Annotated in this window: 14 protein-coding genes; 6 read left to right on the top strand and 8 right to left on the bottom strand. The window is 53.4% G+C overall.

All coding sequences use genetic code 11. The annotated features are described in order from the left end of the window. Nucleotides 1-502 precede the first annotated feature (502 nt). Both ACO2Q8_RS08485 and ACO2Q8_RS08490 read left to right on the top strand, forming a co-directional pair. Nucleotides 503-1,489 carry an alpha/beta fold hydrolase gene (locus ACO2Q8_RS08485; RefSeq protein ID WP_423344362.1) on the top strand — a complete coding sequence of 329 codons (987 nt, stop codon included), beginning with the start codon at nt 503-505 and terminating at the stop codon, nt 1,487-1,489. Between the two features lie 5 nt (nt 1,490-1,494). Next, a complete protein-coding gene (locus tag ACO2Q8_RS08490) occupies nt 1,495-3,240 on the top strand; it encodes a hypothetical protein (protein WP_423344363.1) in 1,746 nt (581 codons plus the stop codon). A 134-nt stretch (nt 3,241-3,374) separates the two neighbouring features. On the opposite strand, the gene ACO2Q8_RS08495 is transcribed toward ACO2Q8_RS08490, so the two are convergent. Further along, nucleotides 3,375-4,205 (bottom strand): phosphatase PAP2 family protein, encoded by an 831-nt coding sequence (locus ACO2Q8_RS08495; RefSeq protein WP_423344364.1) that lies wholly within the window; start codon nt 4,203-4,205, stop codon nt 3,375-3,377. 206 nt (nt 4,206-4,411) lie between these two features. On the opposite strand from ACO2Q8_RS08495, the gene ACO2Q8_RS08500 reads away from it, so the two are divergent. From ACO2Q8_RS08500 to ACO2Q8_RS08510, 3 genes are read left to right on the top strand one after another with little or no spacing between them, the layout of a single operon-like run. Continuing rightward, nucleotides 4,412-5,029: a TetR/AcrR family transcriptional regulator gene (locus tag ACO2Q8_RS08500; RefSeq protein WP_423344365.1), complete on the top strand. Its 618-nt coding sequence runs from the start codon at nt 4,412-4,414 to the stop codon at nt 5,027-5,029. 49 nt (nt 5,030-5,078) lie between these two features. Continuing rightward, nucleotides 5,079-5,501: a DUF2147 domain-containing protein gene (locus ACO2Q8_RS08505; protein WP_423344366.1), complete on the top strand. Its 423-nt coding sequence runs from the start codon at nt 5,079-5,081 to the stop codon at nt 5,499-5,501. Between the two features lie 17 nt (nt 5,502-5,518). Then, complete coding sequence (locus ACO2Q8_RS08510; protein ID WP_423344367.1) at nt 5,519-6,331, top strand: SDR family NAD(P)-dependent oxidoreductase; 813 nt, start codon at nt 5,519-5,521, stop codon at nt 6,329-6,331. A 43-nt stretch (nt 6,332-6,374) separates the two neighbouring features. Here the strand turns inward: ACO2Q8_RS08510 and ACO2Q8_RS08515 are convergent, their stop codons facing one another. Continuing rightward, a complete protein-coding gene (locus ACO2Q8_RS08515) occupies nt 6,375-7,274 on the bottom strand; it encodes a bestrophin family protein (protein WP_423344368.1) in 900 nt (299 codons plus the stop codon). A 173-nt stretch (nt 7,275-7,447) separates the two neighbouring features. Then, entirely contained in the window at nt 7,448-7,951 is a 504-nt protein-coding gene (locus ACO2Q8_RS08520) for a hypothetical protein (protein ID WP_423344369.1), read from the bottom strand. 117 nt (nt 7,952-8,068) lie between these two features. On the opposite strand from ACO2Q8_RS08520, the gene uvsE reads away from it, so the two are divergent. After that, a complete protein-coding gene (gene uvsE, locus ACO2Q8_RS08525) occupies nt 8,069-9,001 on the top strand; it encodes a UV DNA damage repair endonuclease UvsE (RefSeq protein WP_423344370.1) in 933 nt (310 codons plus the stop codon). Here uvsE and ACO2Q8_RS08530 read toward each other — a convergent pair. The 5 genes from ACO2Q8_RS08530 to rpe all read right to left on the bottom strand — a co-directional run bounded on the left by ACO2Q8_RS08530 (nt 8,998) and on the right by rpe (nt 13,136). Further along, a complete protein-coding gene (locus ACO2Q8_RS08530; protein WP_423344371.1) occupies nt 8,998-9,705 on the bottom strand; it encodes a hypothetical protein in 708 nt (235 codons plus the stop codon). The genes uvsE and ACO2Q8_RS08530 overlap by 4 nt on opposite strands. Nucleotides 9,706-9,715: 10 nt before the next feature. Next, a complete protein-coding gene (locus tag ACO2Q8_RS08535; protein WP_423344372.1) occupies nt 9,716-9,925 on the bottom strand; it encodes a hypothetical protein in 210 nt (69 codons plus the stop codon). Between the two features lie 152 nt (nt 9,926-10,077). Further along, nucleotides 10,078-10,968, bottom strand: a complete 891-nt coding sequence (locus tag ACO2Q8_RS08540) for a phosphotransferase family protein (protein ID WP_423344373.1) — start codon at nt 10,966-10,968, stop codon at nt 10,078-10,080. Nucleotides 10,969-10,988: 20 nt separating this feature from the next. Then, nucleotides 10,989-12,404 (bottom strand): alpha-amylase family glycosyl hydrolase, encoded by a 1,416-nt coding sequence (locus ACO2Q8_RS08545; RefSeq protein ID WP_423344374.1) that lies wholly within the window; start codon nt 12,402-12,404, stop codon nt 10,989-10,991. A 39-nt stretch (nt 12,405-12,443) separates the two neighbouring features. Then, complete coding sequence (rpe, locus tag ACO2Q8_RS08550) at nt 12,444-13,136, bottom strand: ribulose-phosphate 3-epimerase (protein WP_423344375.1); 693 nt, start codon at nt 13,134-13,136, stop codon at nt 12,444-12,446. Between the last annotated feature and the right edge of the window lie 137 nt (nt 13,137-13,273).

The raw sequence follows: 13,273 nt of genomic DNA on the forward strand, positions 1-13,273 counted from the left end.
CCTTTGACCGCTTCAAATTGCGGATTGCCTGGCCAGTCGGATCGTGATGGAAAGCGGTTTGAGCGCGGCTAAGGGTGTGACTAACCTGTTAATCCTAAGTTGATTATTCGTTGGTGGCAGAAAATTGGTCGGCTGAATTCAAACGCTGATTTCTGAATTTGGGCGTCTGTATCCGGCCTTTTAAACCGTCGTCCGGATGGAAGGATTGCCACATTTTTACAACCTGTTACTTTTGCTTCGTGAACGGTAGCAAAAAGCGCCGTGAGCAACGTAGTACACTCCGTTTGTACCTGACGGGTGACAACGGTTTTTTTACAGAAACAACAACATACGTGAACCATGCTTACTTCGAATCATTCCTCGGTGAACCACCGATGCCGGGCTAATTAGCTGTGTCGTTACCCAGCCCCGTCGGCCAGCATTCCTCCTTTCCGACTAACTCCCGTTTGTGATCCGGGAGGACTTTTTTATCCATACCATTTTCTAAACAATCCACTTTTTTATGAAAAGGTTACTTCTTGTATCCATCTGCCTGTTTATTCCGGCGGTTCAGGCCGCCATCTCCAAACCCATCGGCGAACGGTTGCCCTGGGTTGAAAAGCGCCTGAAAATCTCCGATGAGTTGACACTGGACTACGTCGAACAAGGCAGCGCTGCGGGCATTCCGGTCGTGTTTTTGCACGGGTATTCCGACTCGTGGCACTCCTACGAAGGGGTGTTGGCTCATCTGCCCCGCTCGGTTCATGCCTATGTGTTGTCGCAGCGCGGCCATGGTAATTCGTCCCGGCCTGCATCGGGTTATCATCCCGACGATTTTGCCGATGATGTTGCGGCTTTTATGAACAAACTGGGCATCCGGGAGGCTACGATAGTCGGTCATTCGTTGGGGGGTACCATCGCGCAGAGTTTTGCGACCCGGTATCCGAAGAAAAGCCGGGCTCTGGTGCTTGTCGGTAGTTTTGCCGACTACCGAAAACCGGTTATTGATGAACTGAGCCAGCTGGTGGCGACCTTAAAAGATCCTGTCGACAGCGCCTTTGTTCGTGACTTTCAACAAAGTACACTGGTTCGGCCGGTATCGAAAACGTTTTTTGCGATGGCCGTTCAGGAAAGTATGAAACTGCCCGCTTACGTTTGGCGACAGGTGATGGAAGGGATACAAAAGTCGGATTATACCGAATCTCTCAAACATATTCGTATTCCCACGCTTCTGGTCTGGGGGGACAGAGATCAATTTGCGGTGGAACAGGATCAGCAGAAACTGAACGCGGTGATTGCAGGTTCGAAACGGCTCACGTATACAGGCACCGGGCATTCTGTCCACTGGGAAGATCCCGAACAGTTTGCAAAGGACCTGCTTGACTTCCTGGCCTTGCTTGACGATCCGATTCCGGGCCGTAAACCTGCGGAAAACCGCACCCAGAGACCCTCTCATAACAACTATCACCATCAGGCCTTACACAATTATCATCATCAAGGCTTACATTAGTACGCATGAAAGCATACGGTTTTTTGGGAATTATGGCCCTCGGCTGGCTGGTGGCCTGCCAGTCCAACCGCTCCGGTTCGCAGAAGCCGGAGGAAGGGTACGAACAACACGGGCCATCGCACCTCATCTGCCGGGCCGAACCGACCGACAAAGCCTGGTATAGTTCCGGGCAGAAAGCCCCTTTGTTTGAAGGGTTAGGCACGATTCATTATGCCATTACGACCAAGAATCCGGAAACGCAGCGGTATTTCGACCAGGGGCTGATGTTGGCCTACGGATTCAACCATGCCGAAGCGGCCCGCTCGTTTTTCGAAGCAATTCGTCAGGATTCAACCTGCGCGATGGCCTATTGGGGATTTGCCTACGTGCTGGGGCCGAACTACAATGCCGGGATGGAGCCGGATAACTACGAGCGGGCCTACGAGGCCATTCAGAAAGCCTTGCAGTACACCCGGAACGCGACGGAAAGAGAGCGGATGCTGATTAACGCGATGGCTAAGCGGTATCCGGCCCAGCCCGTGGCGGATCGAAAACCGTTCGATAGCGCTTATTCGAAGGCAATGAAAACCGTGGCCAGCCGGTTTCCCGATGATGTGGATATTGCCGCGTGGTATGCCGAGTCACTGATGGACCTGCATCCCTGGGATCTTTGGGAGAAAAATGGTCAACCAAAGGCCTGGACGCCCGAAATTGTGGGTTTACTGGAAAGCTGGCTGGCCCGGAAACCGGCGCATCCAGGCCTGCATCATTTCTACATTCACGTCGTTGAGGCATCTAAAACACCGCAGCGCGCACTGAAAAGCGCAGAAGTGCTGGGAAAGCTGGCTCCCAACGCGGGGCACCTCGTTCATATGCCGTCGCACATTTACATTCGGACGGGCCATTACCACGAAGGCTCTCTGGCCAATGAACGGGCGGTGATGGTCGACACCGCCTACCTGGCGGCCTGCCACGCGCAGGGCTCTTATCCGCTGGCGCTGTATCCGCATAACTTTCATTTCCTGGCGGCAACGGCTACCCTGGAAGGCAACAGTGAGCGGGCGCTGAAAGCGGCCTGGAAAGTGGCCGAAAATACGAAGTGGAAGCTAATGAACGAATCCGGCTGGAGTACGCTGCAACACTACTATACGATACCCTATTATGTAGCCGTGAAGTTTCGGAAGTGGGACGAAATTCTGGCCTGGACAGCCTCCGATACCGTCCGACTGGCCTATCCGACAGCCGTGCGGCACTACGCCCGGGGGATGGCTTATGTCGGAAAAAGCCAGTTGGAAAAGGCAAAAAGTGAGCTTAGATACCTGGAAAGACTGGCGGCAGATCCTGCGCTTGAAGCCGTAACGATCTGGGAGTTGAACTCCGTGGCCTCGCTGCTTCAGATTGCCCGACGGGTATTGAATGCCGAAATCCTGGCGCAGGAATCCCAGCTATCCCGAAGCATCGCTCAGCTGAAAGAAGCCGTGGCACTCGAAGATCAATTGAATTACAACGAACCGCCCGACTGGTTTTTCTCGGTTCGGCATCATCTGGGGGCGGTTCTGCTGAAAGCTCGTCAGTGGCCAGAAGCTGAGCGGATCTATGCGGAAGATTTGCAGGAATTACCCAACAACGGCTGGGCGCTGTCGGGGCTGTACAAAGCACAGTTGGCCCAGGGTAAAACCGCTTTAGCCAACCAAACCCGCCAACGGACCCAGTTGGCCTGGCATTGGGCCGATAAAGAGCTTTTCGCAACGGCGCTTAACCCGGTTTTGTAAAAGGATGTAAGGTTTTTAGGGACGGTTTTTTTACCGTCCCTTTTTCTCTTTCAGAAACCCTATGTGATTGTTCGGCGATTTTTTTCAATACCAGAAGGCTCCGAAATCGTCCCAGCCGGTTGGTCCAGCCGGTTTCAGAACGTGTAAGTGACTAAAAAGCCACGCTGACCGCTCACAGCCATCAGGGGTCGAAAACTGAGGGACGACGGTTTTTGCCGCCGTTTGTGTACCTCCGGGATTCCGATGCCACAAGCCGCTCCAACCAGAAATCCCGTCAGCACATCCGTCCGAAAGTGTTTACCTGCCTGCATCCGGTTGATGCCCACCAGGACCGGAGGAACGGCCGCCACGGAGAAAATAGCCACCCGTTTCCAGCCCCGGATGCGGTAGTGATCGGTCAGGATTTTGGCCCCAAAAAATGTTGCCGTGGTACTGAAGGAGACGTGCCCGCTATAAAACGAGTTCGTTCGGGCGTTTCCGGTTTTCTCGCTGGTGGGCACTTCCGGATTGTAAACCAATGGGCGAGCCCGGCGAACGGCGAAAGTGGTGCCAAAGTACAACAAGTTGTTGAAGGCATGGGCCGTAGTGTACAGCGTCAGCAGGTCAAGGCCGTTCCGGCGAAGGTCTTTGCTCAGTAACAAAAGCAGGGGAGAAGCAATCGACAGATTCAGAAACCGGTCGGAACGGGTTTGGGCCAGCTCAAAACCGGCGGGGTCCAGGTAGGCGATCGGGCGGTCGAAAGCGTTGATACGGGTTGGGTCGAGTTTCCCCACCTCATCGGCGTCAAGACGGGCATAGCGGTCCAGGGCCCGGAAGCCGAAAGTTGAAGCGCCCAGGATAGCAACCGAGCCCGGCAGTTCGTAGGCTTTGTGAACCCGGTAAGGGAAGTGGCGGGTGGTGTCGGATTGGCCGAACCCGATCGTAACCGGGAGCAGCCAGAAAAGGGCAATAAACGAAATCTTCATAGATCGGCACAAGCAACGGATAACAAGTATACTGCTTTTTGGCCGATAGTGTGGCAAGATGTGGCGACATGGTATAGGAGGAGCTTTCCTAAAGACTAAGGCTGTGCGGTTGATTTCACAGGAGCTACGAAGAAGACCAGAAAAAAACTGTTAGCTTGTATTTTATTTGAACAAAGTTCATTATTATTGTGGCATAATTTGAAAGCATGGGAATTGCCGAACGAAAAGCACGAGAAAAAGAAGAGTTACGGGCGTTGATTTTACAGGGAGCGCGTACGCTCTTTGTACAGAAAGGCATTGAACAGACCACCATTCGGAACATTGCCGACTCTATCGATTACAGTGTTGGAACCGTGTATGTATATTTTAAGGACAAGAATGCAATTCTGCACGCGTTGCATTCGCAGGGCTTCGGGGAATTAAACGAGAAATTTGCCGTGCTGATTAACGTTTCCGACCCAATGGAGCGGCTTCGGGCCATGGGAAGAGTCTACATCCAGTTTGCCCTGGAAAACCGGGATATGTATGATCTGATGTTTACGATTAAAGCCCCGATGATGTTTCTGGCGGACACGGATCAGGAGGAGTGGAAGGAAGGTGAAGCAACTTTTAACGGCTTACGGCAAACTGTACGGGAATGCATGAATGCAGGGCATTTTGCGGGACACCGGCTTGAGCCGCTGACATTGATGATCTGGAGCCTGGTGCACGGCCTGTGTAGTCTCGAAATCAGCCAGCGCATCAAAGGGGTCGATCCCGCTTACTCTACTTCGGCGGTCGTGGATGCCTACCAGGAATTTTTAAGAATAATGGAAAAACTATAATTTTTTTTGCCATAACTATGAACAATGTTCAATTTTAAAATAATGATCAATGAAACGATTTGTATTGGTCCTTTTGCTGATGCTGACGGCGGTTTTAAGCGGTGGAGCACAGCCACCGTCGGATGCCATTATCGGGGAATGGGTAGCACCCCAGAAAGACAGCCGGATCCGGATTTACCGGCAGGGAAACTCGTATTTCGGACGCATCACCTGGGGAACGGGCGGCCCGGACAAGGATGTGAAAAACCCCGATCCGGCGAAACGAAACCGCGAGCTAATCGGGCTGACGATTCTGAACGATTTTGTATTCAATGGAAAAAACAGTTGGGAGGATGGAACCATCTATGACCCGCGCGAAGGCAAAACCTATTCCTGCAAACTGACCCTGAAAGATTCTAAAAATCTCTCCATCCGGGGTTATGTAGGTGTTTCGCTCTTTGGCCGTACCGAAGTCTGGACAAAATTCAATTAAAATGCAAATTCATGAAAATGATGACTTTACGTGAAGGGGAGAAAAGCCGTTTGCGAAACCGCTACGGTTCATGGGCCGTTGTCACCGGAGCCTCCTCCGGCATTGGTCAGGAATTGGCCGAGCAACTGGCCGATGCCGGTTTAAATCTGCTGATTTCGGCCCGGCGGGCTGACCGGCTTGAGCAGGTTGCCCAACGCTTGCGGGCTGATTACGGCGTTGAGGTCCGCTCTGTACCGGCTGATATGGCCGAACTGGCCGATCGGCAGCGTTTGCTCGAAGCAACCGATCAGGTCGATGTGGGCTTGCTGGTGGCCTCCGCTGGGTATGGAACCTCTGGACTGCTGGTCACGTCGGATCTGGATACCGAGCTAAACCTGATCGGGGTGAATTGCGGGGCCGTTCTGCACCTGACCCATCATTTTGCCCGTCGATTTGCGCAAAACCGCCGGGGAGGGATTATCCTGCTCAGTTCGATGGTCGGTTTTCAGGGGGTGCCTTACGCGGCCAATTATGCGGCCACCAAAGCCTACGTACAGTCGCTGGCGGAAGCCCTCGCCCGTGAACTAAAGCCGAATGGGGTGGACGTGCTGGCGGCCGCGCCTGGCCCGGTGACCAGCGGTTTTGGACAACGCGCCGGGATGACCATGAATATGGCCATGAAACCGTCGCAGGTCGGGGTGCCGATTCTACGGGCACTGGGGCGTCAGACAACTGTTCTGCCCGGTTTTTTGACCAAAATGCTGGTCTATTCGCTGCGCACAGTGCCGCGCTGGGGCAAAATCCGGATCATGGAACAGGTGATGGGCGGCATGACAGCGGCCCACCGCTAAAGAATGGCGTTCTTGCCCCGGAAAATCGAAAAGCTCTAATCGGTTACATTGCGTAGTAATCGTAGGCCGGCACTTTTTCGGGCACTGCTTTAAAGTCGGCCATTGTTTTAAGGTTGATTTCGATGGTGCGGGCAATGGTCGTTACCGGTGTGTCGGTCGGTTTGTTCTCAAACGGGTCCTGGAGCTGAATGGCGCTTTTTTCAATGAGCATGAATCCGCAGGAAATCAACGTCACCAGCGGTACATCCAGGTAATACAGATCGGACTCAAAACAAAAGGGCAGAATGGCCGAAAACAGGTAAATAAAAACCTGCATGTTGAAGGTATAGGTAGGCGGAAACGGCGTGTTTTTGATCCGCTCGCAGCGGCCCATCGAATCCGTGAGGTTGTTGAGCGTGGCACTGAGGTGCGTCATCTGAAAATCCGAGATCTGGCCGTTTTTGTAAAGTTGGCTAATGGCGATGCCGTGGTCGGCCAGCAGGGCATTCGGAATGTTGTCGTTGGTGAGGAGTTCATCGACCGTAGCCGGGGGCAGAAATTGCCGCAGCCGTTCGGCGACCTGATGCCCTCGCAGGGTATCGCCGAGCGCGAAACACCAGGCACACTGCCGTTGTACAAAAGCCTGAAGCATAAGCTGGCGATTGGGGCCGTCGGGCAAAAACATCTGGACCTGTCGGATGAAGCTGCGGCTGTCATTGACGATGGCACCCCAGACGATGCGGGCTTCCCACCAGCGCTCATACGCCTGATTGGTCCGAAAGGCCAGCAACAACGAAATGCAGGTCCCCAACAGGGTCGGAATGGCAATCGGAATGGTGAGATAGCGCAGGTGAAACAACATTTTAGCAAACACGACCAGATTGGCGAACAGAAATACCAGGAGGGCCTCCCGGCGAATATTCCGCAACAGAAAGGTAAGCGGAATGCGTTTGTAAAGTAACATGAGGTTGATGATTGGCTATTGGTCTTCAAAACTGACGAATCAATACCTAAAAGTCCGGATGGCATCAGATTGTTTTATATCGACAAAGTGCAAAGCCCGCTAATTGGTATTGCCTTAAGTATTTTTCACTGCCGTGGAACGTAGGATTCGTCAAACCGGATCAGCAGGGAGCCCTAGTTAGCTTTTTTGAACACGACTCGCTGGAGGTTGTCAACCGAATACGTTGTTACGGCCGGGCCGGTTTCGGTTTGTTGTTTACCGGATGTTACTTCAAAAATTAACGTGTCGCCAATCAATTCGTAGGTAGAGGTTAGAACGATACCCTGTGTTTCAAACACACTGTATAACTTGTTGACAAAGAGGTAATCCAGCAGCATAATCCCGTTTCCCTCATCCGTTACATATTCTTGCTTAGCCGCATCTTTCAGGCGAAGGATGTAGTCTTTGACGACCGGCGTTTTGGGCGAAAGGTATTCGGTTTTCCAGGTCCAGGTTTGGGGTTGGTTCGTAGGCGTCACCGTTAGACGCACCGGTACACTGTCTTTCAGGACACCCTTGTTGTAAATGTGCATTACTCCTTTCCAGCTACCCACGCACGCATCGCCAAAGGAAGTTTGTGCCCGTAGGTGGCAACAGACGGTTAGACAAAGAAGGAGGGTGCCGAAAAACCGCATCATGGTGAGGGGAAGTAATTGGTGAAATTACGGGCGACAAGGTACGAAATGGCGGTCAAATCATCCCGCAAATTTGGCGACCGGATCAAACCGTTTGAGGGAACAACGGGTTAACCAGTCATGACGCCAACTAACCTGGGCTATGCCTGCATCAATCTGAGCCTCCAGGCACAAAAGATCACCACGAACCGGGGCATGGTCAAACGGACCTTTGCCGAGAAAGGACTGGCGTACGCATCGGAGCTGGCGATGAAAAATGTGCTGGATTTGCGTAAAATCATTGACTGGAATCTGCAACACGGTTTTGGCCTCTTTCGAATTTCGTCGGATTTGTTTCCGTGGGCGTCGGAATACCGGATTGCCGATCTGCCCGACTTTCCCGCAATCCGGGCGACGCTGGAAGACATTGGCCGGCAGCCCATCCGACTGACCATGCATCCGGGCCCCTTCAATCACCTGGCGGGCGAAGGAAAGGTCCTGACTAACACCATCAAAGACCTCGAATACCAGTCGGAAATTTTTGATCTGATGGGCCTGAAACCGTCGCACTGGAACAAGATCAACATTCATGCTGGGGGAACCTACGGCGACAAAATCGCCACACTGGCCCGGTTTGCCCGGAATTTCGGCCTGCTGTCGGAAAACCTGCGCGCCCGGCTGACCGTCGAGAATGACGACCGGCCCAGCCTGTACACCGTGGCTGATCTGGTGCCCCTTTACGAAGTCATCGGTACGCCCATCGTCTTTGATTACTTCCATCACTCGCTCAATCCCGGCCAGCAAACCGAAGAAGAAGCGTTTCTGACGGCTTATGGCACCTGGGATATTCGCCCGGTTTTTCATTATTCCGATTCCCGGCAGGAACGCGAAGATCCGCTGGCCCGGCGTGAAGCCCATGCCGACTGGCTGTATTCTTCGGTCAACACCTATGGCAAAGAAGTCGATATTGTTTTCGAATCGAAAATGAAAGAGCTGGCCATTCTACGGTTGCGGGGTGAGGATCCGGCGATCCCACCTGCCGTGCAGAAGCTGATAAAAACCGTACGTGATTAGTGAAAACCGTCGTAGTAAGCCAGTGCATCTACCAATTCCTGAAGGTCCAATTTGCTTTTCGTCAGGTAGCCGGGGAGTTTTCCGGACTGGTCGGGCAGGACCTGAAGGAGGGATTTTCGAGACAAGGTCACCCGCTGAAGCGATCGGTCGTCGCGTTGGATAAAAAAACGCTGCCTTTGTTCGTACCGACCGCTGAACAGCAGCTCGGGGCTGTACGGTTCGCGTTCCTCCCGCCGAAACCGACAACTGTAGTGGGCCAGTAAGCGGGTCTTGCCGTTATAAACCACCTGAAAATAGCTGCGTTTCCCCTGCCTGTCGATCTGGCTGACAAAGGGCATGGCGTTGATGGTGAAGGCATCCGGCCAAATTTCACGAACCACTGAATCCCCCGGAAACTGGCAGAGAATCTGATTCGTCATCAGGTTGAACGCCAGGCGGCAAGCAATGGATCTGGTCTGGCCGTCAAATTCGAGGGTACCGTCCTGCCAAACCGGGTAGGTCAAATATTCACTGCCCAGAAAAACCGTCTGTGTTTTCGCCTGCTGGCGGTCGGGTCGGTTGATCAACAGGCCATTCGGCGGAACATACGACTGGCAGATCGTAACAATGCGTTGCTGCTGGTCCTGCGACACAATGCATTGGCCGTGGCAGAAACTGGCCGCAACCGTAAGCAGGGCGATAATCCCATAACCTGGTGCTTTCATAGGGGTTGAACTATTCATCCCGAATCATTGAAATTCCCCGGATAAACGATTGGTAGGCCAGATAGGTCAGCAGCAAAACACTGCCGATTTTGGCGACCACGGCCATCGAACCGTATGCCTCGAGCATTCGACGGGCTTCGTCGCTGGCGTATACCTGAACCGAAAGGTAGACAAAGGTGAAAGAAAGCAAAATCAGGGCGAAACCGGCTGTTCTTTTCATGATCGGTATCCGGATGGATGCACCGGTCAAGATACGGAATTTTGTGAAAAGTTGGCTGAACCTGAACGACTTTCGAACCCTGAACCCGACTGCGCATCGATCCGGTAGCGTTCTTCCCGGGCGAAAAACTTCTGGAATCGGTTTTTAAAAAATCAGACGAGTTGGGAGAGGGCGGCTACCAGTTTATCCGGCTGGTCGGAGTACGCATCCAGTGCATCCTGAATGGCTTCGCAAAAATTGAAAAAGGCCAGTTTTTCCCACAAAACCACGGGTTCGGTCGCGGTTTGGTAATGGCTCCCAGTGAGCATCCGCTCGATGAACGGTTGGCCGGCTTCGTCGTATAAATACTTGAGATCGAGGTCCGGATCGCCAAGGGCAATGTCCCCGAAGTCAATAACGGCCCGGGGAAAACCGGTTTCCGGATCGCAGAGAATGTGGTCCGAGCTGAAGTCGTCGTGAATCAGGCTGGGCGTGTACTGAAAATAACGGGCGTCGGCCAGAAACGATTCGAACCGCCGGGAGATGCGGTTTTGAATCGCAACCGGGAGCAAGGGATAAACCGTGTCCTGCCAAAGCTGGTAATCGGCCTGATAATCCTGGAACGGATCAGCTTCGGATATTCCCAGTTGCCGGGCAGTTTTCAGATCGAAGGTGTGCAGGCTGGTCAGGAAGTTACCCAAACTCTGCAAGACGATTTCCTGCTGATCAGCGGACTGGATTTGAAAACGGCCGAAAGTCCAGGGGGTGCCGTCCAGAAAGGGATACCCAACGAAAGGCCAGCCGGTTTCGGGGTCCTCACCGATCCACTCAAAAGCAGGAACCGCCAACGGAAGGTTGTGCAAATGAGGCAGTAAGGCAATTTCTTTCAGCAGATTTTCAGCCACATCGGCTCGTTTCGGAAACCGGAAGACGTAGTGATCGTTCACCCGAAACGCTTGGCTATCCATCCCTTCGCCGATGAACCGGGCGGTTTTGAATGACTGTTCCGGGAAAACCTGAAGGAGCAGGGCCAGCACCTGCGCTTCGTTCGGAAGCAAGTTCATAAACCAGAAAATGAGCGGGTTTAGTTGGTGTACACCTTATATTCCCAGGGTTTGAGCGCAAACGTGAGCGAGTTGCGTAGTTCGGTTGGTTCGCGGGTGAACACTTCGGTGTAGACGCCCTCGAACCCGTCGCCGTTCAGCCGGATGGTCTGGGGCGTCGGGCTGAGGTTGACAATCACCACGACCCGGTCGTTTTCCTGCTGGCGGTAAAAGGCGTAGACTTTATCGTCTTTTTCGGTTGGAATCTTAATCAGTTGCCCGCCCGCCGTTCCGTTCCAGAGCGCCCGGTTCCGGTGTTTCAGCGTCAGCAGGGTTTTGTAAAAGTCGGTTTTGCCGTAGTTCCCCCAGTAAATCGGGTCTTTTTCGTAGTAATTCAACCGTTTGCTGAGGTTCGACTCCATCCCGTTGTACACCAGCGGCATCCCATCGAACGTCGAGAGCAACACCGTAAAGGCGTCGACGCCGTTTCCGAACAACTCACTGCCAGTGCCGGTCCAGGCGTTTTCATCGTGGTTCTGCACAAAATGCATCTGGTAATACCAGGGCGGAAACCGTTGCTGGTTATGGGCCAGCAGGGAGTCGATGGCGGTGGCCGGGCGTTTGCCCTTTGCGATGAGCTTCAGAAGCTGGTGCATGCTCCAGCCATAATTCATGTTGAAACACTCCCGGAAATGCTGGGGTTTATCTTCCCATTCCGCCAGCATGAAGACGGTTTTGATGGTGTCGAGTTTGGGGCGTAGTTCAGCCCAGAAATCATCCGGCACATACCCAGCCACCTCGCAGCGGTAGCCATCGATGTCGCACTCGCGCACCCAGAACTGCATGGCGTCGATCATGGCGGCCCGGAGTTCCGGCTTATCGTAGTTCAGTTCGACCACATCCGGGCGGTCGGTCACCTTACCCAACTCGTTGATGGGTGCGGTCATCTTGCCGTTTATTTTGGTATACCAGTCGGGATGCAGCTTTACCCAGGAGTGCGTGCGGCCCGTGTGATTCGGAACCCAGTCGATGATGACGTGCATTCCCAGGTCATGGGCTTGCTTGACGAGCGACTTAAAGTCGGCCAGCGTACCATATTCAGGATTGACGGCCTTATAGTCTTCAATGGCGTACGGATTACCCAGCGAACCCTGCACGTTTTCTTTGCTGATCGGGTGAATGGGCATGAACCACAAAATATCGACGCCCAGTTCGCGTAGTCGGGTAAGCTGTTGCTCGACGGCTTTGAAAGTGCCTTCTGCCGAAAACTGCCGAACATTGATTTCGTAAATAGTCGCATTCTTGGCCCAGTCGACGGTCGGAATGGTCGGCTGAACAACGGTGGTATCCGCCAAACCAGTCGGGTCATTGACCGAGGAGGGTGTTTTTGTACAGCAAAGTACGGAGAAGAGAAGAAAACCGCCTGCGAAAAAACTACCTAAGTGCTTCGTATACATGCCAGAAAGAGGTACTCACTAAGTGGACGAACGAGATGGTCAGGCCTGTGGGGCCGATGGGTTGAACTCTTTCAACGCATGAATCGCTTCTTTCGGATGCGTTGCCCGAAAAACCGAACTACCGGCCACCAGAACGTCGGCTCCTGCTTCGACCAAAGCCGCTGCATTATCGGTTCCGACGCCCCCGTCGACTTCGATCAGGGGCGCGTGTCCTGAACCGGCCAGCAACTTACGCAACTTCCGGATTTTTTGCAGGGTATGCGGGATAAACGTTTGTCCGCCAAAACCGGGGTTTACGGACATGATCAGAATTAGGTCAATGTTGTCCAGCACGTCGGCCAGCAGCTCGACCGGCGAGTGCGGATTGAGGGCGACACCCGCCCGGCAACCGGTTTCGCGAATCTGGGCCAGGGTTCGGTGCAGGTGCGGACAAGCTTCCAGATGCACCGTGATGCCCCCCGGACGGTCGGGGTGGGCGGCTCCGGCTTTGGCAAATGCCTCAATGTAGCGTTCGGGTTGGACAATCATCAGGTGTACATCCAGCGGTTTGGTCGCGTGCCGGTTGACAGCTTCGCAAACTGGAAGACCGAATGAGATGTTGGGTACAAAAACGCCGTCCATGACGTCCACATGAATCCAGTCGGCTTCGCTGTCGTTCAGCAGTTCAATATCGCGTTGCAGGTTGGCAAAATCAGCCGCCAGGATAGACGGGGCGATGAGCGGTGGCGTCATGAAAACAGGTTCTGGTGAATTTATCGGTCTGATTTGTCAAAGGTGACTCCAAAATTAATTCTTTTGTCCGAACATTTCGGAACGGTTACCTGAGATCGTGCCGGATTTGTTAAGATTGTAGTGCGTTAGACCCGCAG

The sequence above is a fragment of the Larkinella sp. VNQ87 genome, from assembly GCF_049445795.1.
Lineage (GTDB): Bacteria > Bacteroidota > Bacteroidia > Cytophagales > Spirosomataceae > Larkinella.